Source organism: Embleya sp. NPDC050493, from assembly GCF_044458105.1.
In the GTDB taxonomy this organism is placed as follows: Bacteria; Actinomycetota; Actinomycetes; order Streptomycetales; family Streptomycetaceae; genus Embleya.
This window is the reverse complement of sequence record NZ_JBITHP010000004.1, coordinates 56,445-81,799: the sequence shown is the minus strand read 5'-3', so window position 1 is coordinate 81,799 and position 25,355 is coordinate 56,445. Positions and strand designations below refer to the sequence as shown.

At 71.7% G+C, this 25,355-nt stretch carries 18 protein-coding genes; 7 read left to right on the top strand and 11 right to left on the bottom strand.

From position 1 onward, the window contains the following. Window positions 1-5 precede the first annotated feature (5 nt). On the bottom strand, window positions 6-209 hold the full coding sequence (locus ACIBM5_RS10435) for a cold-shock protein (RefSeq protein WP_020555278.1): 204 nt from the start codon (window positions 207-209) through the stop codon (window positions 6-8). Between the two features lie 768 nt (window positions 210-977). Here ACIBM5_RS10435 and ACIBM5_RS10430 point away from each other — a divergent pair. Together ACIBM5_RS10430 and ACIBM5_RS10425 are read left to right on the top strand one after the other, a co-directional pair. Beyond that, window positions 978-2,351: an MFS transporter gene (locus ACIBM5_RS10430; protein ID WP_396006448.1), complete on the top strand. Its 1,374-nt coding sequence runs from the start codon at window positions 978-980 to the stop codon at window positions 2,349-2,351. 147 nt (window positions 2,352-2,498) lie between these two features. Then, window positions 2,499-3,893 (top strand): VWA domain-containing protein, encoded by a 1,395-nt coding sequence (locus tag ACIBM5_RS10425; protein WP_396006447.1) that lies wholly within the window; start codon window positions 2,499-2,501, stop codon window positions 3,891-3,893. Between the two features lie 528 nt (window positions 3,894-4,421). Here the strand turns inward: ACIBM5_RS10425 and ACIBM5_RS10420 are convergent. Both ACIBM5_RS10420 and ACIBM5_RS10415 read right to left on the bottom strand, forming a co-directional pair. After that, a complete protein-coding gene (locus tag ACIBM5_RS10420; RefSeq protein ID WP_396006446.1) occupies window positions 4,422-5,714 on the bottom strand; it encodes a heparan-alpha-glucosaminide N-acetyltransferase domain-containing protein in 1,293 nt (430 codons plus the stop codon). Window positions 5,715-5,800: 86 nt separating this feature from the next. Next, window positions 5,801-6,766, bottom strand: coding sequence for a TVP38/TMEM64 family protein (locus ACIBM5_RS10415; protein WP_396006445.1), 966 nt, complete (start codon window positions 6,764-6,766; stop codon window positions 5,801-5,803). A gap of 388 nt (window positions 6,767-7,154) precedes the next feature. Here ACIBM5_RS10415 and ACIBM5_RS10410 point away from each other — a divergent pair, with 388 nt between their 5' ends. Together ACIBM5_RS10410 and ACIBM5_RS10405 are read left to right on the top strand one after the other, a co-directional pair. Next, window positions 7,155-8,999, top strand: coding sequence for a glycoside hydrolase family 3 protein (locus ACIBM5_RS10410; RefSeq protein ID WP_396006444.1), 1,845 nt, complete (start codon window positions 7,155-7,157; stop codon window positions 8,997-8,999). Between the two features lie 358 nt (window positions 9,000-9,357). Beyond that, on the top strand, window positions 9,358-9,933 hold the full coding sequence (locus ACIBM5_RS10405) for a hypothetical protein (RefSeq protein WP_396006443.1): 576 nt from the start codon (window positions 9,358-9,360) through the stop codon (window positions 9,931-9,933). A 39-nt stretch (window positions 9,934-9,972) separates the two neighbouring features. On the opposite strand, the gene ACIBM5_RS10400 is transcribed toward ACIBM5_RS10405, so the two are convergent. Together ACIBM5_RS10400 and glgX are read right to left on the bottom strand one after the other, a co-directional pair. Beyond that, a complete protein-coding gene (locus tag ACIBM5_RS10400; protein ID WP_396006442.1) occupies window positions 9,973-10,617 on the bottom strand; it encodes a DUF1707 and DUF4870 domain-containing protein in 645 nt (214 codons plus the stop codon). 167 nt (window positions 10,618-10,784) lie between these two features. Beyond that, a complete protein-coding gene (gene glgX, locus ACIBM5_RS10395; protein WP_396006441.1) occupies window positions 10,785-12,893 on the bottom strand; it encodes a glycogen debranching protein GlgX in 2,109 nt (702 codons plus the stop codon). A gap of 89 nt (window positions 12,894-12,982) precedes the next feature. Here glgX and ACIBM5_RS10390 point away from each other — a divergent pair, with 89 nt between their 5' ends. Further along, the gene (locus ACIBM5_RS10390) at window positions 12,983-15,187 is read left to right on the top strand and encodes a beta-propeller domain-containing protein (protein ID WP_396006440.1); all 2,205 of its coding nucleotides are present in this window, start codon (window positions 12,983-12,985) and stop codon (window positions 15,185-15,187) included. An 86-nt stretch (window positions 15,188-15,273) separates the two neighbouring features. Further along, the gene (locus ACIBM5_RS10385; RefSeq protein WP_396006439.1) at window positions 15,274-15,732 is read left to right on the top strand and encodes a MaoC family dehydratase; all 459 of its coding nucleotides are present in this window, start codon (window positions 15,274-15,276) and stop codon (window positions 15,730-15,732) included. A 183-nt stretch (window positions 15,733-15,915) separates the two neighbouring features. On the opposite strand, the gene ACIBM5_RS10380 is transcribed toward ACIBM5_RS10385, so the two are convergent. From ACIBM5_RS10380 to ACIBM5_RS10365, 4 genes are all read right to left on the bottom strand, one after another. Then, window positions 15,916-17,088, bottom strand: coding sequence for an NADH:flavin oxidoreductase (locus ACIBM5_RS10380; RefSeq protein ID WP_396006438.1), 1,173 nt, complete (start codon window positions 17,086-17,088; stop codon window positions 15,916-15,918). After that, entirely contained in the window at window positions 17,085-17,753 is a 669-nt protein-coding gene (locus ACIBM5_RS10375; protein ID WP_396006436.1) for a TetR/AcrR family transcriptional regulator, read from the bottom strand. Before ACIBM5_RS10375 ends, ACIBM5_RS10380 begins: the two co-directional genes overlap by 4 nt. A gap of 121 nt (window positions 17,754-17,874) precedes the next feature. Then, complete coding sequence (locus tag ACIBM5_RS10370) at window positions 17,875-18,756, bottom strand: universal stress protein (RefSeq protein WP_396006435.1); 882 nt, start codon at window positions 18,754-18,756, stop codon at window positions 17,875-17,877. 83 nt (window positions 18,757-18,839) lie between these two features. Next, entirely contained in the window at window positions 18,840-19,034 is a 195-nt protein-coding gene (locus tag ACIBM5_RS10365) for a DUF2304 domain-containing protein (RefSeq protein ID WP_396006434.1), read from the bottom strand. 360 nt (window positions 19,035-19,394) lie between these two features. On the opposite strand from ACIBM5_RS10365, the gene ACIBM5_RS10360 reads away from it, so the two are divergent. Beyond that, window positions 19,395-20,636 (top strand): cytochrome P450, encoded by a 1,242-nt coding sequence (locus ACIBM5_RS10360; RefSeq protein WP_396006433.1) that lies wholly within the window; start codon window positions 19,395-19,397, stop codon window positions 20,634-20,636. 61 nt (window positions 20,637-20,697) lie between these two features. Here ACIBM5_RS10360 and fxsT read toward each other — a convergent pair whose 3' ends face one another. Both fxsT and ACIBM5_RS10350 read right to left on the bottom strand, forming a co-directional pair. Then, on the bottom strand, window positions 20,698-24,579 hold the full coding sequence (fxsT, locus tag ACIBM5_RS10355; RefSeq protein WP_396006432.1) for an FxSxx-COOH system tetratricopeptide repeat protein: 3,882 nt from the start codon (window positions 24,577-24,579) through the stop codon (window positions 20,698-20,700). A 4-nt stretch (window positions 24,580-24,583) separates the two neighbouring features. After that, window positions 24,584-25,336, bottom strand: a complete 753-nt coding sequence (locus tag ACIBM5_RS10350; RefSeq protein WP_396006431.1) for a hypothetical protein — start codon at window positions 25,334-25,336, stop codon at window positions 24,584-24,586. Between the last annotated feature and the right edge of the window lie 19 nt (window positions 25,337-25,355).

Here is a 25,355-nt window from a genome sequence, read left to right as displayed (position 1 = left end):
GAAGATCAGAGGCGGTTGATGTTCTCCGCCTGGAGGCCCTTCTGGCCCTGCACGACGTCGAATTCGACGGCTTCGCCCTCGACGAGCTCACGGTAGCCGTTGCCCTGAATCGCGGAGAAGTGGGCGAAGACGTCGTCGCCGCCACCGTCCTGCGCGATGAAGCCGAAGCCCTTTTCCGAGTTGAACCACTTCACGGTTCCGGTAGCCATATTTTTCTCCCTACATGTGGGCCGATGAACGAATCCACACTTCGTGAATCCGGGCGTCGCCGCGTTTTTCGCCCTCATTTCGGAAGCTACCGAAATGCAAAATGCACCTGTAGTGAACAGCTCTACAGGCGCACTCAGAAGATGATGCGAACCACAACTGCAACAGGCTCAAGACTAACACAGGATGGGAGCGAGATCGAGTACTGCTGCAAAACGGCCGGATCCGACCGCTTCGTACCCCACCCTGAGCACCCGAGACCCGGAGCGTGATCGGGGCGCCGACAAGATGTCCGGTACGGCCGACCGGGGCGCGTTACCCGCCTGTGACGGATTGCAAACCAACAATCCTGGACACCGCGCCGCGCGGGGTGCCACCCTGATCCCGCCGAGCCGGGCGCGTCAGCGCGTACGGGCTCGTCGCACCCGGGGCGGGCCGCCGGACACGGACCTCACCGGGGCCTCGCAGACCCTCCCTCGCCCCGCCTTCCTGCCAGGACGCCCGTGTAACGCCCCGCCACTTCCTCGGCCGCCTCATGCGGCCCCCGCGACCGTGCCCTGTGCCGCCGGTCGCCCCTCGCGTGGCCCGTACGTCATCCATCACGCACGTCCGCGCGCACATAGAGCGTCGCGCCGCCTCGGATCGCCCGTTCGTCTCCACGACGGGCCCTCGGCCGGCCGCGCTCCCCTGCCTCGCCGCGCTCGCCGACCCGCCCTGTGGCGGCACCTCGGCCTGCCGCCGGCGGCCCGTTCGGGAAAAGAGCTCCACCCGTGTCCGTATTCACCCTGCCCGCGCGCGCCCGCGCGGGAAGGTCCGGCGCCGCCGTCGCGGCCATCTCGATCCTGGCCTCGGCGGGCTATCTGATGGCCAACCTGCTGCCCGCCTTCCTCGATGCCGTCCGCACCGGTCTGGGCCTGTCCGGCACCGCCGCCGGCGCGATCGGGACCGCCGTACTGCTCGGCTCCGCGGTCGCGGGTGCGGCCGTCACCCGGGCGGCGGGCGGCGCGGGGCGCGAGCGGCAGGCCCGGATCGGGTTGCTCCTGATGGTCGGCGGCTTCACCGTCGCGGCGATCACCGGCAGTACCCGGCTCGCCGTCGCGGCCGCGATCGTCGGCGGCGCGGGCAGCGGAATGGCGCTGACGGTGGCCACCGCCGCGATGGCGGGTACCCGCGACCCCGCCCGGACGTCCGGCATCGCGCTGCTCGCGGTGGCGTTGTCCGGGACGGCCCTGTACACCCTGGTGCCGCTGCTCGGCGGCGGGCGGCTCGCCACGGTCGGGGTGATGGCGGCGGTCGGCCTGGGGGCGCTGCCGATGGTGCGGCATCTGCCGGTGGCGGTGGCCCCGGCCGATGCCGCGGTCGCACTCGGGCCGGCGCCCCATCGGCGCACCGGACTGCTGCTGACCGCGGCCGTCGGGGTGCGCTCGGTGGCGATGAACGCGCTGTGGGCGATCGCCTCGGGCGTGGGCACCGATCGGGTGGGGCTGTCCGCCGAGACGGTGAGCGCGCTGTGCGCCGGGTGTCTGTTGGCAGGGGTTGTCGGAGTCGTGGTGGCGACGTCGGGCGGACGGGGTCGGAGCCGGACCGTCCCGCTGGTGACGGCGGTGGGCGCCGGTGGGGCGGCCGCGCTGATGTCGACCTTCGCACCCCGCGGCGGCCTGGTCCTCTACGCGGTGGGCCTGCTCGGCTGGAACGCCTCCTGCCAGGCGGTCACCACCTACGTCCTGGGCGTGGCCGCGGCGCTGGACGAGCGCGGCCGGTGGAGCGCACTGGCCATGTCGGCCAACACCTTCGGCGCCGCCTGCGGCCCGATCGTCGGCCTGTCCGCACTCGGCGCGTTCGGCGCGCCCACCACCGGCACGCTGATCGCCATCACCGCCGCCCTCTGTGCCCTCCCCCTCGCCCACGCCGCCCACACGGCCTCGGCTGTGGCCAGGGACACGGCCGCGAGCACACATGCGAGCGCGCCGGTCGAGCGGATATCGATTCCGCCGCAACGCTCCGCCCGGCAACGGACCCGGGTGGCACTTCCCGCGGACCAAACACCCTCCCGACCACCCGGGGCCGGTCGCCTGCGCGATCGCCGGCGCAGGCACGAGCGGTCGCAGGCGCACCCGAAGGTGCGGTCGCGAGTGCGCCCGTAGGCCCGAGGCCGACCGGACCCGAGGCGACCCCGGGCGCGAGCCGACGGGCGCCGGGCGTGCCACCGGCACCCGGGGTCGGGGTGGGGCTTGGGGGTTCGGTCGGCTGTGCGCCCACCTTCGTTGCGCCTGGGGGGCAAGATGGGCGGCATGGCGAAGATAAGCAAAGGTGGGAACACTCCGGTACCGACTGCCGAGTTGCGGGCGGTCCTGACCTGGCGCGCGGCGGGGGCTCCCGACGTGGACGCCTCGGCGCTGCTGCTGAATGCCGCCGGGAAGGTGCGGACGGAGGCGGATTTCGTCTTCTACAACCAGCCCTCGGACGCCGCCGGCGCGGTCCGACACGACGGTAAGCGGCCCGCCGCCGACGGCCTCGTCACCGACACGATCCGGGTGAACCTGGCCGCGATGCCGCCGGATGTCGAGCGGGTGGTGATCGGCGCGTCCGCCGACGGTGGCACGTTCGGGCAGGTGCCGGGCCTGGCGCTGCACGTGGTGTCCGCGCAGGGCGGTCCGATCGCCGAGTTCGACATCGACGAGGCCTCCACCGAGACGGCGTTCCTGTTCGGTGAGTTCTACCTGCGGGGCGGGGCCTGGAAGTTCCGCGCGGTCGGCCAGGGGTACGCGTCCGGGCTCACCGGCCTGGCCACCGACTTCGGCATCGAGGTCGCCGCCGACGACGCCCCCGGCACGGCAACCGCGCCGAACGCGCCGAACGCGCCGACCGCCCCCACCGCACCGAGCGCACCCCCGTCGGCTCCCGCCCGGCCGAGCACGCCGCCGCCCTCGGCCCCCGCGGTCAGCCTGAAGAAGCAGAACCTCGTCAACATGGAGAAGCGGCTCGCCCAGGAGGGCCACCCGCAACTGCTCAATCTGACCAAGCAGGCCGCCGTGAGCCTGGAGAAGCACGGCCTCGGCGAGCACACCGCGCGGGTCGCGCTGTGCCTGGACATCTCCTACTCGATGCAGTCGCTGTTCAAGCGGGGCAAGGTGCAGGCGCTCGCGGAGCGGGTGCTCTCGCTCGGCCTGCGCTTCGACGACAACGCGGCCGTGGACGTGTTCCTGTTCGGCTCCCGCGGCCACGCGGTCGGCCAACTCGGGCTGGGCGAGTACCACGGCTGGGCCGAGCGGATCCGCAAGAACCCCGGCCTGGAGGGCTCGACCGACTACGCCGGCGCCATGCGGCTGGTCCGCGAGCACTACTTCGGCAGCAGCGGGCCGCGGCACCAGCCGCTCGCGAACGACCTGCCCGTCTACGTCATGTTCATCACCGACGGCCAGACCACGTCGCGCGACGCGACGCGCGAGCAGATGACCTACTCCAGCTTCGAGCCGATCTTCTGGCAGTTCATGGGGCTCGGCCGACCGGGCGGCTTCTCGTTCCTGGAGGAGCTGGACGACCTGACCGGCCGCTACGTCGACAACGCCGACTTCTTCTCGGTCCAGGATCCGGCGAACGTCCCGGACGGACAGCTCTACGACATGATGACCAACGAATACCCGGGCTGGCTCGCCCGCGCCAGGTCCCAGGGGCTGCTGATCTGACCCTGAGGCCATCGATCCCTTTCGGGAGCGTCGCTCCGATCCGAGAGCACCGCTCTGACCCGTGAGCACCGCTCCGTTACGGAAGCACCGCTGCGCCCCAGGAACACCACTCCGATCCGGGAGCGGCGCTCCGTTCCGGAAGCACTGCTGCGCCCCAGGAACACCGCTCCGACCTAGAAGCACCGTCCCGTCCCGGTACCACCGCTCCGATCCGAGAGCACCGCTCCGCCCCGGAAGCACCGCTCCGTTCCGGGAGCACTGCTGCGCCCAGGGATAGCCGCTCCGACCCGAGAGCAGCGCTCTGACCCGGAGCACTGTTCCGTTCCGGGAGCACCGCTCCGGCCCAGAAGCACCGCTCCGGCCCAGAAGCACCGTTCCGACCCCGGAGCACCACTCCGACCCAAGAGCACCGCTCCGTTCCGGAAGCACCATCCCAACCCCGGAGCACCACTCCGACCCAAGAGCACCGCTCCGTTCCGGAAGCACCGCTCCGACCCAGCGGCCCCCGTCCCCCACCCCACCCGTGCCCTACCGATCCGACCCCTGGGCCATCGAGCCGGTCGCGGCCGGTCCACCCTCCTGCCCACCCTCCTGCCCACCCCCCTGCGGCCTGCTCGGCCCGGCCGGCCGGGCCGCTCCTCGTACCCAGCGTGCGGGGAGCGCGGAGAGCACGTGCAGGGCCGCCTCCATCGGGCCCTTGCGCAGCGTGTGCCGCCAGGCCCAGCACAGCAACAGCGTGACGACGACGAAGGCGAGCAGTCGTTCCCAGGTCTGTCCGGCCGCGAGCGGGAACCAGCGGTCGATCGCGATCAGGTGGGCGGTGTACACGGTGAGCGCCATCGCGCCGACGCAGATCGGGGGGTCGAGCACGATCCGGCCGATCCAGGCGCGGCAGGCCAGCAGGGTCAGACCGAGCACGCCCAGGGCGACGCCGATCGCGCCGACGATCTCGAACGGCGTGCCGGTGTGGCCCTCGGCGACGGTCAACCATGCCGGGTCGGACACCGGGACCGAGCCGACCCGGCTGTGGATCAGCTCGAACACGCCGTACGGGGCCGCCTCCCGGGCGAGCCGATCGCCGGTGAACAACTCGACCACGAGCCAGGATCCGCCGTATCCGAGCACCGCCAGCCCGGTGCCGATCCCGACGAACGCGCGCTGCACCCGCAGGTCGGTGAGGCGCAGCCGGCCGACCGCCATCCCCGCGAAGACGAACGGCAGCCAAGTGATCGCCGGGTAGCTGCCGGTCAGGAACAACGTCTCGAACAGGTCGCCCGGACCGTGCCAGTCGTCGAACCCGGGTGCGGCATAGCGGATGTCGCCGGTGTCGCGGCTCGTGCGCAGCAGGTACGAGGCGATCGGCCCGAGGAGGGCCCAGCCCGCCGCGAGCAGCACGAGCGCGCGCGTGTCCAGCCACAGCGCGGGCCAGGCGAGCAGGAAGTAGAGGCCGTAGAAGGCGAGGATGACCAGCACGCCGGTGTCCAGGTCGGCCAGCCACATGCCGAGCGGGATCAGCAGGACGGCCCTGATCAGCACCCGGGTGACCGCGGCCGCGCTGTGTCGGTTCCGGCCGCGCAGCGGTGTCCGGCCGGACATCAGGACCAGCGAGACGCCCGCCAGGAACGCGAACAGCGCGGAAGCGCGGCCGGAGACGCCCTGGACGAGGGTGTCCACGCCGCCGTCGTAGGGGTCCGGGCCGACATGCGAGGCGAACATGCCCAGGACGGCGAGGGCACGCGCAACGTCCACGCCGACGATCCGCGCCGTCGTGGTCGCCGGCCGCTCCACCCGCTCCCCGTGCTCCCCCGCTTCGACCCGCATGCGTCCAGATTAGGCGGGTCCTCGAACTCCCGTCGGGCTCCGCCGGAAGGCATCCGCGGCCCCGGATCGGCCGAGCGCCGGTCGGCCTATTCGGCCGCGTCCGGTGCCTTCGGCACGACCGGCGAAGGCGGAGCGCCCGAGGCCTGCCGAGCGACCGGCGACTGCGAAGCAGCGGCCGAAGACGGCGAAGCAACCGAAGACGACGAAACCGAAGACGACGAAGCAGCCGACGGCCGCGACACACCCGAGGACTGCGGGCCGACCGACGACCGCGAACCAACCGAAGACTGCGGCGACACCGTCCCCTCCCCGGCCGCCGTCCCCTCCCCGACCACCGTCCCCTCCCCGGCCACCGATCCCTCCCCGACCGCCGATCCCTTCCCGGCCACCGATCCTTCCCCTACCACCGACGCCTCCCCCGCCGCCGACCCCCGCCCGGCCGCCGACGCCGACGCCGACGCCGGCGAACCGGTCGGCTCGGGCTCCCCGCCGCGCCGCCGCACCGCGACCATGACCAGGGCCAGCGACACGCAGCCGACGAACACGCTGACCACCACCGGCGTGGACAGGCCGCTGCGCACCGAGGCGCCCGCCGCGCATTGGACCAGCGTCATCGGCAGCATGCCCAGCGCGGTGCCGAGCAGGAATTGGCCGGTGCGGATCCCGGTCGCCGCCGCGCCGTAACTGACCACCGAGGACGGAATCACCGGGATCATCCGCAGGATCGTGATCGGCACCAGGCCGTTCCGGGAGAGCCGGCGATCGAGCACGGCCAGCGCCTCGCGCTTGTGCAGCCAGCCGCTGATCCGCTCCCTGCCCAGCCGACGACCGAGGTACAGGCTGATCAGCGCGCCCAGGGTGGCCCCGACCAGGGTGACCACCGTGCCGCCGATCGCGCCGAACAGCGCGCCTGCGATCGGCGCGAACAGCGACTTGGGGACGAACGCGGCGACGCCCAGTGCGCAGACCACGACGAAGATCGTCACCGAGACCGGAAGCGGCCAGTGGGTCCACGCGCCGTGGTCGAGGAAATCCCGCAAGGAGTCGAGCAAGCCCCGCACGGTGTCCAACCTGCGTCCGCCCCTCGTACCCGTGGTGTGTGTGCGCCCGATGCGCCCCATGCGCCCATGCGCCTGATGCGCCTGATACGCCCCATGCGCCGGATCCCGATGCGCCGGGCGATCCGCTTCGAATCGTCGGCCACATCGTCACGGCGGCACGCCCCGAACACACCCGGGCCCCCGGCGCGCATTCGGCTCATTGTACGGAGCGTTCGCGCTCCCCGTGCGGGCCCGTCACCTGCCGAAACGATCACGGGCCGGCTGCCGGAACGGTCGCGGTGTGCGGACCCGGGTCCGAAGTCGCCGTCGATTTCGCCGGCGGAGGCGGGTCGTTACGTGTTAGAAAACCTACTGACCACTAGGTTTTTACGGAGGATCCATGACCGACACCACCGCACGCACCCGGTTCCGCGCCGCGACCTGCCCCTACGAGGACGCGTCGCTGCCGATCGAGGAACGGGTTGCGGACCTGCTCGGCCGGATGACGGTCGAGGAGAAGGCCGGTCTGATGTTCCAGACGATCGCCGTCATGGGCCCCGAGGGCACGCTCCTGGAGGACAAGGGTTCGCTGCCGTTCGAGTTCACGGTGCGGGAGATGATCACCGAGAAGGGGATGAACCACTTCAATCTGCTCGGCGGAGGTCGGCCCGAGCACATCGCGCAGTGGCACAACCGGATCCAGGAACTGGCGCTGGAGACCCGGCTGGGCATCCCGGTCACGCTCTCCACCGATCCCCGACACCACTTCACCGACAACCCGGGCACCGCCGCCTACGCCGAGGGCTTCTCGCAGTACCCCGAGACGCTCGGCCTGGCCGCGATCGGCGACGAGGAGCTGGTCCGCGAGTTCGCCGACCTGATGCGCCGCGAATACCTCGCGGTCGGCATCCGACTCGCCCTCCACCCGCAGATCGACCTCGCCACCGAACCGCGCTGGTCGCGGATCAACGGCACGTTCGGCGAGGACGCCGAGCTGACCGGCAAGCTGGTCGCCGCCTACATCCGCGGTGCGCAGGGCGAGACGCTGAACACCGAGTCGGTGGCGTGCATGACCAAGCACTTCCCCGGCGGCGGCCCGCAGCTCGACGGCGAGGACCCGCACTTCCCGTACGGCCGCGAGCAGGTCTATCCGGGCGGCAACTTCGACTACCACCTGGAGCCGTTCCGCAAGGCGCTCGCGGCGGGCACGTCGCAGATGATGCCGTACTACGGCATGCCGATCGAGACCGAGCACGAGGCGGTCGCGTTCGGCTTCAACAAGGGCATCATCACCGGCCTGCTGCGCGAACAACTGGGCTTCGACGGCATCGTGTGCACCGACTGGGGCCTGATCTCGGACGCGAACATCATGGGCCAGACCATGCCCGCGCGGGCGTGGGGCGTCGAGGAGTCGTCCGTCCCGGATCGGGTGTTGCGGGTGCTCGAGGCGGGCTGCGACCAGTTCGGCGGCGAGCACATCCCCGAGCAGATCGTCGACCTGGTGGCGGCGGGCCGCCTCTCCGAGGAGCGGCTGGACCGGTCGGTGCGGCGGCTGCTGCGGGAGAAGTTCGTCCTCGGCCTGTTCGACCACCCGTTCGTGGACCCGACCGCCACCGCTGGCCTGGTGGGCACCGACGCCGGCATCGCGGCCGGGCTGCGCGCGCAGAGCAGGTCGGTCACGGTGCTCAAGAACACGTCGGTGCGAAAGGGGTCGGCACGCGACGCGTCTGCACCGGACGCGTCGGCGCACGACGAGCCGGTGCTGCCGCTGGCCGAGGGTATCCGCGTGTACGTCCAGGGCGTCGACGCCGACGTGGCGGCCGGTTACGGCACCGTCGTGGCCACTCCCGAGCAGGCGGACGTGGCGATCGTGCGGATCAAGACCCCGTTCGAGCCGCGTGAGGGCGGCTTCGAGCAGTTCTTCCACGCGGGCTCGCTGGAGTTCACCGAGGCCGAACTGACCCCGATCCTGGACCTGTGTGCGACGGTGCCCACCGTCCTGGACATCTACCTGGAGCGCCCGGCGGTGATCCCGGAGATCGCCGACCGGTCGGCCGCGCTGGTGGCGAACTACGGCTGTGCCGACGCGCCGTTGCTGGACGCGCTGTTCGGTCGGGTACGACCCGAGGGCAGGCTGCCGTTCGAGTTGCCGCGCTCGATGGCCGACGTGCGCGCCCAGCGCTCGGACGTACCCCGGGACGGCAAGGACCCGGTCTTCCCGTTCGGTCACGGCCTGACGTACTGAGCACTGACGTACTGAGCGCTCCCCCCACCCCCACCCCACACGCGCGAGCGAATCGAAGGCGACACCGCGCCGGGAACCACCCGAGCGAATCGAAGCCGACACCCCGCCGGGAACCACCCGAGCGAATCGAAGCCGACACCCCGCCGGAGACCACCTGGGCGAATCCAAGCCGCCCCCACCCGACATCCACCGAGCGAATCGAAGCCGACACCCTTCCCGGCACCGCCGAGCAACGCGAAGCCGGTACCACGGTGGGGTATCGGCTTCGGTTCGCCGGCATCGCGGTGCACGAACGCGACGGGCGCGCCCGACACGCACCGGTTCACCATTGCCGCCCGCGCCTGCTTAGGGTGCTGCCATGGGTAGCGAGCAGCGGGAGGGCGTGGCTCTCTCCTTGCACGCGACGGCTCGGGCATTGCGGGTGTACCGGCTGCGGGCCGTCGTGACCACGGTGATCGGCTCGGTCTGCACCGGGGCCTGGTTCGCGGTCTTGTCCACGGCCGAGGATTCGGCCGGCGAGGCCTGGGGCGGCTGGGGCACGGTTCCGCTCGTGGTCGGCATCGTGGCCCTGGTGATCGGGATCGGCGCGCTGGTGCTGGGCCGGCGCATGCGGCGCACGCTGGCCCGCCATCCGTGGGTGACCTGCTCGTGCCGCTTCCGCGATCCGGCCGACGGCGACGGTGCGTGGGGTCCGCCGCTGGTGATCGGCGATCGCGCCGGCGACGGCACGCAGTACGCGCTGACCGTGGTGTCCATGTCGCACCGCTGGTGGCACCTGCACAAGTGCGACGGCGGCGACGTGTGGTTCGCGGGCGATCCGGCGCACGGCGGTGTGGTGTCCCCGCCCGGCGGCGAACTCCTGCTCTGGACCCGCCCGAGCCGACTCAGCCGCAGCAGTCGCCCCACCCGCCGTGCCAACCCCGCCGGAGCGTGAGGGCGCCCGCCGGGCGCTCGGCCCGCCCCGGGGGCCGGCTCATCTGACCAGGCGCAGGCTGATCGGGTAACGCATCACCTCGCCGCCCGCCGCCCGGGCGCCGCCGAGGATGGCGAAGACGGCGATGGCCGAGTACATGACGGCGATCACCAGGCCGCCGAAGTCGCCGAGCAGCGCCAGGATCGGCGCAAGCACGAACGAGAGCAGGCAGGTCAGCTGGAAGTTCAGCGCCGCCTTGGCGTTGTCCCGGACGAACTCCGAGCGGGCGCCGACCGTCCTGCGGATCAGGTACGGGCCGACCACGGGTGCGCAGAAGCCGCTCCAGTGCGCGGCCGCGCTCCAGCCCCGCTCCCGGCCCGGACGGATGCGCTCGTACGGCCCGACGGCGCGGTTGAGCCACCACGGCGGCGGCATCGGCGGCCCGGGCGTCATCCCGTGCATCGGCATCGCCGGCGGCCCCGACATCGGCATCAGCAGGTCGTCGAGCAGCGCCTCCAGGTCCGCCCGGGTGCGCCCGGCCAGCGCCGAGGCCACCCGCTCCTCGAACTCGTCCGCGTTCAGCCTGCCCTCGCCGTAGGCATGCTTCAGGTGTTCGATCGTGCGTTCGCGATCCGCGTCGCCGACCCGCATGTGCGCGGGCATGCCGTACCAATGGGGTGGATGAGGACCGGAGTTGGGATGCATGCGCGGCTCCTCTCGCTGTGCACACGGCTTCGTACAGCATGCGCCGTCGACGAACCGTGGTCCATCAGGGATAACCCTTGGCCGGACCCTTAGGCAACCACCGCAGGGATGACGGCGATTCGCCCCGGCGCGACGGCGCACCCGGTCCGTCTCCGGGCCGGGCCCGGTCAGAACAACCGGCGCAGCAGCCGCAACGAATGCGCCTCCAGGTGTACGGAGGTGCCCGCCTTGGCCGCGGGCCGGTCCCGATCGAGCAGTACCGTCGCGCTGTCCAGCACCGTCCCCCACGCCGCGCCGTACTCGGCGGGTGGCAGGGTGAAGTGCAGGTCCCCTTCGTGCGCGTTGATCAACAGGAAGAACGAGTCGTCCCGGATCGGTTCGCCGCGCGGACCGGGTTCGCCGATCGCGTCGCCGTTGAGGAAGACCGAGATCGCCTTGTTGAATCCGGCCTGCCAGTCCGCCTCGGTCATCGGCCGCCCGCCGGGCGCGAACCACACGATGTCGGCCAGGCTCGCATCGTCCGCCGGTACACCGCGCAGGAAGCGCCGGCGGCGGAACACCGGATGTTCGCGGCGCAGTCGGATCAACATCTGCACCCATTCGAGGAACACCCAGTGTTCCCGGCCGCGTTCCCAGTCGACCCAGGAGACCTCGTTGTCCTGGCAGTAGGCGTTGTTGTTGCCGCCCTGGGTGCGACCGATCTCGTCCCCGTGCAGCAGCATCGGCACGCCCTGGGACAGCAGCAGCGTCGCGGCCAGGTTGCGTTTGGTCTTCTCCCGCAGCGCGAGGATCTCGATGTCGGTGCTCTCGCCCTCCACTCCGCAGTTCCAGGACCGGTTGTGGTTCTCGCCGTCCCGACCGTCCTCGCCGTTGGCCTCGTTGTGCTTGTGCTCGTAGGAGACCAGGTCGTGCAACGTGAAGCCGTCGTGGGCGGTGACGAAGTTGACCGACGCGGTCGGCCGCCGGCCGTCGTGGCGATACATGTCGCCGGATCCGGTGAGCCGGGCGGCGAAGTCCGGGAGCGTACCCGGCTCGCCGCGCCACAGGTCGCGCACGGTGTCCCGGTACCGGCCGTTCCACTCGGTCCACAGCGGCGGGAAGTTGCCCACCTGGTAGCCCTCGTCGCCGACGTCCCACGGCTCGGCGATCAGCTTGACCCGGCTGACCACCGGGTCCTGCTGGACCAGGTCGAAGAACGCGGAGAGCTTGTCCACCTCGTAGAACTGCCGGGCCAGCGCCGCCGCGAGGTCGAAGCGGAAGCCGTCGACGTGCATCTCGGTGACCCAGTAGCGCAGCGAGTCCATGATCATCTGGAGCACGTGCGGATGCGACATGCGCAGCGAGTTGCCGGTGCCGGTGGTGTCCCAGTAGTAGCGCGGGTCCTGTTCGGACAGCCGGTAGTAGGCGCTGTTGTCGATCCCGCGCAGGGACAGTGTCGGGCCCAGGTGGTTGCCCTCCGCGGTGTGGTTGTAGACCACGTCGAGGATCACCTCGATACCGGCCTGATGCAGGCATTTCACCAGGTAGCGGAACTCCTGCACCTGCTGCCCCAGCGAGCCGGTCGAGGAGTAGGCGGCGTGCGGCGCGAAGAAGCCGATCGTGTTGTAGCCCCAGTAGTTGGCCAGCCCTCGGCCGACCAGGTGCCCGTCGTCGACGAACTGGTGCACCGGCATCAACTCGACCGCGGTGACCCCCAGCGACCGGAAGTAATCGATCATGATCGGGTGTGCCATGCCCGCGTAGGTGCCGCGGATCTCCGGCGGGATGTCCGGATGGCGCATCGTCAACCCGCGCACGTGCGCCTCGTAGATCACCGTGTCGTGGTACTCGTGCCCGGGCCGGTGGTCGTCGCCCCAGTCGAAGTACGGGTTGACCACGACCGAGGTCATCATGTGCGGCGCCGAGTCGCTCTCGTCGATCCGCTCGGGCTCGCCGAACCGGTAGCCGAACAGCGGTTGGCCCCAGCGGATGTCACCGTCGAAGGCCTTGCCGTACGGGTCCAGGAGCAGCTTGGCCGGGTTGCAGCGGATCCCCCGGCGGGGCTCCCACGGCCCGTGCACGCGGTAGCCGTAGCGCCGACCGGGTTGCAGGCCGGGCAGGTATCCGTGCCAGATGCCGCCGTCCACCTCGCTCAGCGGCACGCGTTCCTCGTTGTGGGCGTCGTCGATCAGGCACAGGTCGACGGCCTCGGCGACGTCGCTGTACAGGGCGAAGTTGACGCCCGTTCCGTCGTAGGAGGCACCCAGTGGAAACGGATGCCCGGGCCACAGCGTCATCGAGATTCCCCCTTCGCAGCCGGGATCGGCCTGATCGCACACCTGCCCGGCTCCGGGCCCGGGAACCGTTCCGGTACCCGATGCGTCGGATGGCCATGCGAATCCACGACCGTTCCACGCGCGGGGCCACCGCCCTGCCGATATTCGTGCTGACGGCGGGACTCGTCGTCACCGGTTGCACCTCCTCCGGCGGCTCGAAGCCGGATCCGGTCCGCACCGCCGCCGGGTCCGGCGAGACGATGCGGCTGACCGCGTTCGACTCGTGCGGCGCGCTGGTCGACGACTTCCGGGCGGCGGCGCTGCGCACGATGAGCGAGAAGAAATCCGCCGACAACTCCAAGTCCGGGCAGATGGCGGACGACGAGGCCCCGGCCGCCGCGCCCAGGGCGGCGGCCCCGCAGGGCGTGGCCGCGGACCAGGCGGCGCCCGGGGCGGCCGAGCACTCGACCACCAACACCCAGGAGCAGGGCGTCGACGAGCCCGACCTGGTCAAGACCGACGGGCGTCGGGTGCTGACCGTGGCCGACGGCCGGCTCAGCGTGGTGGATGCCGCGACGCATCGGGTCACCGGCACGCTGGAGGTGCCGGGCGCGCGGGCGAAGGAGCTGCTGCTGTCCGGCGATCGGGCCCTGCTGATCCTGAACGGCTCGACGAACCTGCCGAAGAGCAAGGGGGGTTCGGGCAAGATGGCACCGATCCCCGGCGGCCCGGGCAGCTCGTCGCCGGTGGCCGCGAACCCCAACGCCCGCTTCGTGCTGGTGGATCTGGCCGCCGCGCCGCGCATCATCGGCGATCTGTCGGTGGACGGGAGCTACACGGACGGCCGGCAGATCGGCAGCACCGCGCGGATCGTGGTGCGCTCGCGGCCCCGGCTGTCCATGTCCACAGCCAAATCGTCGGACCAGGCCAAGGATCTGATCCGGCGCTCGACCGCCTCGGACTGGCTGCCGCAGTTCACCCTCGCCGCGAACGGCCGGACCGATTCCGGCGATCTGGTCGGCTGCGACCGGGTCAGCCGGCCGCAGGCCAAGCCCGGCGACCCCGGGCACACCGGCACCGCGACGTTGAGCGTGTTGTCCTTCGACCTGACCCGCGACCTGGACAAGGGCGATCCGGTGACGGTGGCCGCCGACGTGGACAACGTGTACGCGTCGGAGTCCAACCTCTACCTGGCGACCACGTCCACGCACCGCGCCGTGTCCGGGGACGCGAAGGTGATCGGCGGCGGACCGCCGAGCACGACGACCACGATCAACCAGCTCGACATCTCCGGCAAGGGCACGCCGAAGCTGGTCGGCACCGGCGTGGTCTCGGGCGCGATGGTCAACGAGTACGCGATGTCCGAGCACGCGGGCAACCTGCGGGTGGCCACCACGCTCTCGCCCGGCGACCCGAGCATCCCCCGGACCGTGCCGAGCAACCTCCCGCAGAACACCACCACACGCGGCGACACCGCCCCGGGCAGCGCGGCGCCGGGCGGATCCGTCCCGGGCAGTGCGCCGGGCGGCATCGCCCCGAGCGATCCCACCGACGCCACCCCGGGCACGCCGGGCACGCCGCGGGACATGCCGCCGCCGATCGCGCCGCGCTCCAGTACCGAGTCGGTGGTCACCGTGCTGGCCCGCAGCGGCAACACGCTGACCCCGATCGGCCGGGTGGGCGGCCTGGGCCGGACCGAACGCATCATGGGCGTGCGCTTCGCGGGCCCGCTCGCCTACGTGGTGACCTTCCGACAGACCGACCCGCTGTACACGCTGGACCTGAGCGACCCGCGCAACCCCAAGGCGGTCGGCGAGCTCAAGATCAACGGCTACTCGGCCTACCTGCACCCGATCGCCGACGGCCGGCTGATCGGCGTCGGCCAGGACGCCACCGACGGCGGCCGGCGGCTGGGCACCCAGGTGTCCTTGTTCGACGTGAGCAGCCTGGCGAACCCGACCCGGGTCGCCCAGTACGCGCTCCCGGGCGCGAACTCGCAGGCCGAGCAGAACGCGCACGCGTTCTTGTACTGGGCCAAGGACGGCACCGTGGTGGTGCCGGTGAACGAGTCCTACCGCATCTCGACCCAGCCGCAGATCGCCCCGGGCGAGAAGTCCCCGGGCGGCGGCTCGTACGCACTGGTGTTGCGGGTCGAGGGCAGTCGGATCGTCGAGGTGGGTCGGGTGACGCACCCGGGCGGGACCATCCAGCGCTCCCTGGTGATCGGTGACGATCTGTGGACCGTCTCGACGGCCGGGATCTCGGTGGACCGGCTCGCCGACGTGCGTCAGGTGGCCTGGATCCCGACCGCCTGACCGTCCCGGGCGGCATCGCGGCGGGTCGGTCTGGTATACCCGGGAGAGCTGATCTGACAGACCATCAGAAACGATCGGGAGCGCACATGGCGGCCACCGTCTTCACCGACCTCCAGCAGATCAAGGACTCGGTGGGCAAGCACCTCGGCCACAGCGAGTGGCTGGAGATCACCCAGGACCGGATCAACCTGTTCGCCGACGCCACCGGCGACCACCAGTGGATCCACGTGGACGTGGAGAAGGCGAAGGAGGGCCCGTTCGGCGCGCCGATCGCCCACGGCTACCTGACGATGGCGCTGTCCAACCTGTTCCTGCCGCAGATCGTCGAGGTGCGGAACATCTCGATGGGGGTGAACTACGGCGTGGACAAGGTGCGCTTCCCGGCGCCGGTCCCGGTGGGCTCCCGGGTGCGCGGCGGTGCGGAGATCGTGGCGGTCGCCGACATCGCCGGCGGCGTCCAGGTGACCATCCGGATCACCGTCGAGATCGCCGGCTCGGCCAAGCCGGCCTGCGTGATCGACTCGATCAGCCGCTACCTGGCCTGAGCGGGCACGACCGGCCGACGACCGGTCGTGCTCCGCCCCGACGCCGGACGGGCCGCACTCGGCCCGTCCGGCGTTTCGCGTGCCGGGGCCGTCCGGCGGGCCCGGCCCGGGCCGGGTCCGGCGGGTCCCGGCGGGTCGGGTCGCGTCGTCTCCGGTGCCGTGGCTCGGCGTGCGGGGGCCGGCCTACGCGTCGGGCTCGATCACGACGCAGCGGGTGCGGCTGTAAATGGTCGGCATGCACCTGTTGCAGTGGATGCACAGGGACTTGGTCTCGCGTTCGGCCGCGATCCGGTTGATCAGGTCCGGCTCGCGCAGCACCGCGCGGCCCATCGCGACGAATTCGAAGCCCTCGGTCATCGCGAGGTCCATCGTGTCCCGGTTGGTGATCCCGCCGAGCAGGATCAGCGGCAGCTTCAGCTCGGCCCTGAACTGCCGGGCGGAGGCGAGCAGGTAGGCCTCCTCGTACGGGTACGAGCGCAGGATGCGGTTGCCGATCAGTTTGACGCCCAGCCGCTGCGGCTGCGGGAAGGTCGCGGCGAACTCGGGCACCGGGGCGTCGCCGCGGAAGAGGTACATCGGGTTGAGCAGCGAGCTGCCGGCGGTCAGCTCCAGCGCGTCCAGCGAGCCGTCCTCCTCCAGCCAGCGCGCCGTGCGGATGCTCTCCTCCAGCCGGATGCCACCGGGGACGCCGTCCTCCATGTTGAGCTTGGCGGTCACCGCGATCTTGTCGCCCACCGCGTCCCGCACCGCGCGACACACACCGCGGGCGACCTTGGCCCGGTTGGCGAGCGAACCGCCGTAGCCGTCCTTGCGGTGGTTGAGCTTGGGGCTGAGGAAGGCGCTGGCGAAGTAGTTGTGGCCGAGGTGGATCTCCACCGCGTCGAAACCGGACTCGATCGCGAGCAGCGCGGCGTCGGCGTGCGCGCGGGTGATCCGGGCGATGTCGGCCTCGGTCGCGGCGTGCGTGGTGCGCATGCTCAGCGGATTGAACATGCGTCCGGCGGACAGCGCGGGCCGGCCGTTGGACTTGGCGTTGGCCACCGGGCCGGCGTGGCCGAGTTGCGCCGAGACCGCCGCGCCCTCGGCGTGCACCGCGTCGGTGAGCCGGCGCAGGCCCGGCACCGCCTCGGGGCGCATCCAGATCTGGTGTCGGTCGGTGCGGCCCTCGGGAGCGACCGCGCAGTAGGCCACGGTGGTCATCCCGATGCCGCCCGCGGCCGGACGCCGGTGGTACTCGATCAGGTCGTCGGTGACCAGCGCGTCCGGGGTGGCCCCCTCGAAGGTCGCGGCCTTGATGATCCGGTTGCGCAGCGTGAGCGGGCCGAGCGTGGCGGGGGCGAAGACGTCGGGTATCACGAGTCACCTCGTTCTGGGCGTGCCGTCCGGGACGGACCGGGTGGGAGCGGGTCGGTCGGCGCCGGGTCGGCGGGCGCCGCGTCGGCGGGGCGTGGGGCGTCGAGGCCGGCGGTGACGAAGCCGACGACGGCCGCGGGGGCGGGCGGCGGTACGAACGCGTCCGCCACGGGTTGGCCGTAGAGCTGGAGCAGCAGGTCGAAGGCGAGCCGCCAGCGGTCCGCGATCTCCCGGGCGCTCAGGTCCGGGCGCGCCGCGGCCAGCAGTGCGCGCCACGGTGCATGCCGGAACCACGGGTCGTCCCAGGGCAGTTCGTGCCCGGAGAGCACGGTACGGGCGAGCAACTGGAGCAGCATCGGCCCGTTCGGCTCGCGGGCCAGTCGGTCGAACGGCTCGACGATGATCGTGACCACCTCGCCGACCGTGGGCGTCCACCCGGCCGCGCGGGCCCGGTCCAGGTCGGCCAGCGGCCCGGCCCACAGCGGCCCCAGGCGCTGTTGCAGCAGCGCCACGACCAAGTCCCGCTTGGACCCGAAGTGGTAGTGCACGGCGGCCGGATTCATCCCGGCGGCGGCGTTGACCGCCCGGACGGAGACCCGGTCGTAGCCCTGCGCGAGGAAGAGCCGTTCGGCCTCGTCGAGCAGCCGGGCCCGCGATTGTGCTGTCACGGCAGGCACCAAACCACGAAGTGCCGGCATTTTCAATCACTGATTGAAGCACTGATCGAAATCATGGCCGGCCCGGCGAGCGCGTCGACGGGCGGGCCCGGAGCGGACCGCGGCCCGGGGCTCAGTCCAGGGGGACCAGCAGCACCGGGCAGTGCGCGTGTTCGATCGCGGCGGTCGCGACGTGGCCGACCCAGTGCCGCAGCGGGCCGCGGTGGTGCCGTACGCCGACCACCGCCAGCGCGCTGCCCGCCGAGGCCTCCACGAGCGTCCCGGCCGCGTCCGCCATGACCGAGTCCGCGCGCACCTCGACGTCGGGGAACCGGGTCCGCTCCCCGCTCAGCGCACCCGCCAGCGCGGTGGCATGCACCTCGGCGACCGCGCGCATGTCCGCCTCGCTGGGCCCGGCGAGGCCCGCGTAGCCGGGCCAACTCCACGCGTGCACCGCATGTACCGGCACGCCCCACCCGCGGGCCGCCTCGAACGCGGCCCGCACCGCCCGGTCGTCGCCGTCGCCCTGGACGCCGAGCAGCACGTTCACCCCGGTCGGCGCCGGCGCCCCGTGGTCGCCGCGCACGATCAGCAGCGGGCACGTCGTCCGCGCGGCCAGAAACCGCGAGACCGAGCCCAGGAGCAGGCCGACGAACCCGCCCCGCCCGCGCGATCCGGCGACCAGCAGCACCGCGCCCTCGGCCGCCGCGAGCAGTGCGTCGCCGGGCAGGCCGTAGCCGACCCGGGCCTGCACGCTCAGCTCCGGATGGCGCCGCAGTGCCGCCGCGGCGCCATCGCGGACCAGCGCCTCGGCCGCCCGGCGGGTGTCCTCGTTCGGCTCCACCGGCTCGAAGCCGGGGGCGGCCATCGGCACCCGGATCGCGTGCACGACGCGCAGCACTGCGCCGCGCCGGGCCGCCTCCGCGGCGGCATGGGCCACCGCCCGGTCGCCGTGCTCCGAGCCGTCCGTGCCCACGACCACCAGGGGTGTGTCGACCTCGCCTGTGTTCCCCATGCCTGCTCTCCCCTATCGGTGTCGAAACGGCGAAGACCGGCCCGGCGCACCTGCCGCCGAGCCGGTTCGGGTGACCGCCGCGATCAGAAGTTCAGGCTGCTCAGCAGGTTCGCGACGCTCTTGCCACTGCTGTGGATGCTCGGCGCGATCGAGGTACCGGCGAGATAGAACCCGAGCAGCGCGCACACGATCGCGTGCGGGATTCGCATGCCGCCCTTGCGGATGAAGATGAACACGATGACGCCCAGCAGGACGACGGTGGAGATGGACAAGGCCATGGGGTGACTCCTCGGGAGGCGCGCTCGGGAGCGCAGGGACGGAACGGCCGCGCCGATTTCGGGACAGCGCGAAGAGTGCCGGTGGGACGGCGGACTTTGTCTGCTTTTGTCACCGTCACAAAAACTAACAGAAAGTGTCTATAAAGTAGCAAAAAGTCACGACTTCGCTCGTTGGGTTGCTCTTCGTGATGCTGTGTCCCGGCGTGTCCCGGCGTGTCCCACCCCGCGCCCGGCGTGTCGGGTCGCGGGCGGGCGCGACATCGCCCCCCGTCACACCCCGATCGCTCTTCCCGACCCACCCGAGCCGTGGAATTCTGGCCGCGCCCGCGCCCAGCCAGCACCACTGCCGGAAGGTCCGCCGTGCCCGAAACGATCGACAGCGCCGCCCCGAACGCCGCCGTGTTCGACGTCTACAGCCCCGACAGCTACGCGGCGGGCATCCCGCACGCGACGTTCGCCCGAATGCGCCGCACCGCCCCCGTCTACCGCCACGCCGACCCGGAGCGGCCGGACGGCTTCTGGGCCGTCACCCGGCATGCCGACGTGATCCGGGTGTCCCGGAACCCGGAGATCTTCTCCTCGCACGAACGGCTGTCCCTGCTCATCGAGCCCGAGGAGGACGCGCTCGCCACCCAGCGGCTGATGATGCTCAACATGGACCCGCCGGAGCACTCACGGCTGCGCAACATCGTGAACAAGGGCTTCACCCCGCGCACCACGCTGACCCTGGAGGACAAGGTCCGCGAGGCCTGCGAGCGGATCGTGGCGAGCGCCGTCGACCGGGGCGAGGGCGACTTCGTGGCGATGTGCGCGGCCGAGTTGCCGCTGGTGGTGATCGCCGACCTGATGGGCGTACCCCAGGTCGACCGGCACCGGCTGTTCGACTGGTCGAACAAGCTGGTCGGCGAGGCGGATCCGGACCTGCGCCAGAACGCGGGCGAGGCCGAGCAGGTGCAGATGGAGATGTTCGGCTACGCGGACGCGCTGGGCGCGGCCCGGCGCGAGTGTCCCGTGGACGACATCGTGTCCAAGCTGGTCTGCCCCGACCGCGACGGTCAGGAGCTGACCGCGCTCGAATTCGACCTGTTCTTCATGCTGCTGGCGGTGGCCGGCAACGAGACCACCCGCAACGCGATCTCCGGCGGCATGCTCGCGCTGATCGAGCACCCCGAACAGTGGGAACGGCTGCGCGCCGACCCCGGCGGGTTGGCCGGCACCGCGGCCGACGAGATCGTGCGCTGGGTCAGCCCGGTCAACGCGTTCAAGCGCACCGCGGTCCGCGACACCGAGTTGAGCGGGCAGCCGATCGCCGCCGGCGACAAGGTGGTCGTCTACTACGCGTCCGCCAACCACGACGAGGACGTGTTCGTGGACCCCTACCGCCTCGACATCGCACGCGATCCGAACCCGATGCTCGGCTTCGGCGGCGGCGGCCCGCACTTCTGCCTCGGCCGGCACCTGGCCAAGCTCGAACTGGAGATCATGTTCCGCACCCTGGCGGAGCGGGTCGAGCGGGTGGAACTGCTCGGGCCGGCACGGCGGATGCGGTCCAACTTCCTGAACGGCATCAAGGACATGCCGGTGCGGATGCACCGGGCCTGAACCGGCCGTGGCCGACCCGACGGATCGTCGGGCCGGCCACGGCACATCACGACAACGGCCGTCAGGCGGCCGGCACCTCGATGTCGGTCTCCAGCCGGCGGCGCGAGCGCAGCCCCTGGGTGATCGGGTGCTCGTCGCCCAGCTTGCGCCGACACGCCCGCTCGGTGCGGGTGAACCATTCGCGGGACTCGTCCCGGCGACCGATCTCGCCCAGGCTCTGCACCCGGTTGCAGGCCGCGACCAGGGTGTGCGGGTGGTCCGCGCCCAGCTGCGCCTCGTACCGGTCGTAGGTCGCCCGGTCCAGCTCGGCGCACTCGTTGGCCTGGCCCGCCTGGTAGAGGTTGTTCGCGTGGTTGAGCGCCGCGGCCAGGGTGTACGGGTGGTCCTCACCCAGCAGTTCGCGCAGCCCCTCCAGGCTGCGCAGCCCCAGGGCCATCGCCTCCTCGTCGCGTCCGACAGCCCGCAGGTAGATCGACAGGTTGCTGGCGCACCCGAAGGTGAACGGGTGCTGCGCGCCGAACTGCTCGCGGTAGCCCTGGTAGGCCTCCTGGGCGAGTTCGAGCGCCGCCTCGTCGTTGCCCATCGCGTGGTTGTCGGCGGCGAGGTTGACCGTGCAGGAGAGCAGCACCGGATGGGTGGGGCCGAGGTAGGCCCGGTACTTCTCCAGCGTGTCGCTGTCCAGGGAGCGGGCGTAGCGGGCGTCCCCCGTCTGCCGGATCGTCACCGCGAGGTTCTTGGCGGTGCGCAGCGCGTCCCGGGTGCGGCCCATCGCCTCCTCGCGTGCCAGCGTCTGCTGGAGCACCGCGCGCGAGCCCGCGTAGTCACCCAGCTCACGCAGGTCGTGGCCGACCTCGTTGGCCAGGAAGCAGGTCCTGGAGTGGTCGTCGCCCTGAATCCGCCGGCGTCGGTCGAATGCCTCCTGGTGCACCTCGCGCGCCTCCTCCAGCAGGCCCATCAGGCGCAGCGAGACACCGAGGTTGTTCGCCGCGAGCAGGGTGTCGTTCGCGTCCTCGCCGAAGACCTCGCTGAAGCGCGCGTAGTTGTCCCGGTCGGATTCGAGCGCGGTGTGGAAGCGGCCGAGCGAGCGCAGGTCGCCGCCGTAGCCGCGGCCGGTGATCAGGGTGTGCGGGTGGTCCGGGCCCAGCGATTCGCGCTGCGCCTCCAACGTCGCCCGGTCCAGGTCGTAGGCCTTGCGGTACCTGCCCTGGGAGCGGTAGACGTTCGCCAGCTGGGTGCACATCCGCAGGGTCAGCGCGTCGTGCCGGTGGAACCGCGCGCGCCAGCGCTCCAGTGCGAGCTCGGCGATGTACTGGCCGAACTCCCAGTCGTTGAAGCGCCAGGCGAAGCGCACCTGTTCGACGATCCAGCGGCGCACCGACTCCGAGTCGCTCTCCAGCGCGCGCGAGGGCACCAGGTGCTTGTAGAGCTCCTCGTACGTCTCCTGGTTGGCCGGATCGTCCACGTCGCCGGGCGCGTTGGCGGCCAGGATCTCCAGCACCCGGGCGCGCCGGGCGGCGTTCTCCTCGGGCGGCATCTGGTCGCGCAACACGGCCTGGACGAGTCGGTGCACCTGGATGGTGTCCTCGCCGCGGTCCACCCGGGCCAGCGCGTACCGGCCGAGCTGCTGGAAGATCCGGGACAGCAGGAGCGTGTCGCCGAGCGAGCTGTCCACCCGCACCAGCTCCTGGAGCACCTCGCGCGAGCGCAGCAGCCGCATCGAGATCGAGTCCGGCGACAGGTACGCACACAGTTCCAGCAGCCGCACCGCGGCCGGCTGCCGCTCCTTGAGCTCGTCGAGCGAGACGGTCCAGGTCGCGGCGGCGGTGGTGGGGTAGTCCGGCGGCTGGCCCTCGTCCAGGATCGCGCTGACGCGCGTGTTGACCCGTTCCAGGTATTCCTCGACCTGCATCGCGGACTCGGCGAGCCAGGCACCGGCCTGTTCCACCGCCAACGGCAGGTCGCCCAGCGCGGTGGCCACCTTCTGGGCGTCCGCCTCGGTCAGCGACGGCACCCGGCGCTGGAGCAGTGCGACGCTCTCGTCCCGGCGGAACACCGGGACCTCCAGCGGGCGGGCGCTGCGTGCCCAGAGGTCGTTGCGGGAGGTGACCAGGACGTGGCCGTTGACGCTGCCCTGGGGCATCAGGTGGGCCACCGAGGCCGGTTCGTCCGCGTTGTCGTAGATCACCAGCCAGCGGTCGTAGGGCTCGCCCTGTTGCAGGGTCTGCAACACGGTGGCCGCCGCGTCCGTGACGTTCTCCCCGGCGGGGAGGTCGAGCCGGTCGCCGAGCCGGGCGAGCTGGGCGGCGACGCCCTGGGCCTGCTCCGCCGACACCCACCAGATGACGTCGTAGTCGGCGGCGAAGCGGTGCGCGTATTCGAGCGCGACCTGGGTCTTGCCGACGCCGCCGAGTCCGTGCAACGCCTGCGGCAGTACGGCGGTGGCGCCCTTGGCGAGCTGGTCGCGCAGCTGCTCCAGGATGTCGTCGCGGCCGGTGAACGCCGGGTGGCGCGGCAGCAGTTGGGAGACCCTGGGCTTGGTCCCGGGGAACCTGGGGCCGTCCGCGGGCGCGGGTTCGGTGGGCGTGCGACCGAATGCGGTCAGGAGCACGGTGCGGCACTGTTCCTCGGACAGCCCGGTCAAGGTGACCGTTTCGCCCACACCCGGGTCGTTGTCGATCGGGTCGTCCACCCGCAGGGTCACCACGCTCGCCTGGTCGACCGCGGCGAGTCGGCGCAGCGCCGTGCGCATCGCGGTCCAGGAGCGGCTGGGCAGCGAGTGCGAGGAGGAGACGACCACGACGCTCTCGACGTTCTGCAGGTCCTCGACGGGGGTGTCGCAGCCGCCGGTGCCGACCACCTGGGCGCCCGAGGCGGTCAGTTGGGCACGCACCCAGTCCACCCACATCCGGTCGCGCGCGCTGTAGAGGATGCGCACGGTGGTCGGGGCGGTGTAGCGGATGCGCTCGAAGCGGCGCAGCTCACGCCGGCGGTCCACCTCGTCGATCGGGTCGAGCCGGCTGATCGCGCCGTCGGTGAGCACGCCGGTCAGCCGCTCGTACGCGCTGAGCAGGCTGCCCTCCTGGAGCGGCCGGTCGCCGACCGTGGCGAGCGTCTCCTCGTAGGCGTAGAACGCCTTGTACGGGATCTCGACCTCGCCCCAGTACCGGCTCCGCTCGGCTTCGGAGCGATCCGCGAGGAACTCGGCGAAGCGCTCGCGGGCGTGGTCGCGGCCGGCTTCGAGCTTGTCCTTCTCGTCGTCCTCCACGCGCATCGGCACGGGCAGGATGCGCAGCGGCCGATCGGCCTGGCGGGCGATCGAGCGGGCCACGTTGACGCCGCCGTCGATGGCCTGTTCGTTGAGCGTGAAGCCGTCCACCACGATGTCCGGCAACAGGGTGGTGCAGATGCCGGCGATGTCGTTGAGCCCGGTGCGGCTGTCGATCAGCGCGTAGTCGTAGGACGCGCGCATGTCCTCGCGCAGCGCGTCCAGGAAGCCGATGCCGTGCGGGCTCTCGCAGAAGTCGGCCCAGTTGAAGCCGGCCAGCGTGGCCGCGTACTCGTGGTTCTGCCGGCCCGGACCGAGGAAGCGGATCAGGCCGCCGTCGGCGAAGTCCCGGTCGACCTTGACCGCGCAGCCGTCCACCCGGCTCTCCGCGACGCGGCTCGCCTCGATCATCGCGTCCGTGCTGGTCGGGGAGCCGACCACCTTGGCGAACGCGCGGATCATGTCGAGCACTCCGCGGGTGTCCTCCAGCCGCTTGTCGATCAGGTACGGGTGGAAGTAGCGGTGCAGGCCCGGTGATTCGAGGTCCCAGTCCACGACGAGCACGCGCTTGCCTCGGGAGGCCAGGATCCAGGCGACGTTGGCCAGGGCCATCGTGCGGCCAGTGCCACCCTTGTACGAGTAGAACGTGACGACGGTTCCCGGCGGGTTGTCGCTCATCGTTTCAGTGCTCCTCAACATCGCCACCGGGTCCCCACAGCAACGGGCGGCGGGGGTTGTGTCGGGCCGTGATCCAGCGGGGTCGGGTGGGCAGGTCCGGCCCGGTGCGCGCGTGCAGGGGCAGGAGCCGGGCAGCGGTCGCGACCGGCGCGGAGCCCGCGTACGGCAGTCGGGCGGGGGCGGGGCCGGCGACGGTGCGCGCGCCGAGGAGTTCGCGCGCCTCGGCGGGCGGCAGCGGGCGCAACGGAACGCGGTTGACCTCGACCACCACGCGCGCCAGGTCGGCGATCAGCCGCCGGTAGTCGGCGGAGTGGCCCTCCAGGCGCATCAGGTCGAACAGGCCCTGGCGGGCGTAGATCGGACCGTAGTCGCCGTCGGCGCCCACGTCCGGGGTGGGCTGCTCGCCGGGGCGGGCGTCGGCGGCGCGCCAGCGCACGGTGGCCATCGCGTCGAGTCGTTCGCCGGTGCGGACGCGGTGTCCGCGTACCCGTTCGGCCATCACCGCCCATTCGCGCATGGCGGCGGGGTCGGCGAGGTAGTCGGGCGAGGCCAGCACCACCGCGGCGGGAACCGAACAGGCGGCGAGCGTTTCGGGTGGGTCGCCCGGATCGCGCTCCGCGCACGTCGACAGCAGGCCCCGTGCGCCGTCCCGGCCCGGCACGCGGGCGGAGACGGCTTGTTCGAGGTCGGCGTGGAAGCGCTCGACGTAGACACGCTCGTCGCCGCACGACCGACTCGTGAAGAAGACTGGTGTCATCTCGACCCCTGCTGTCGGT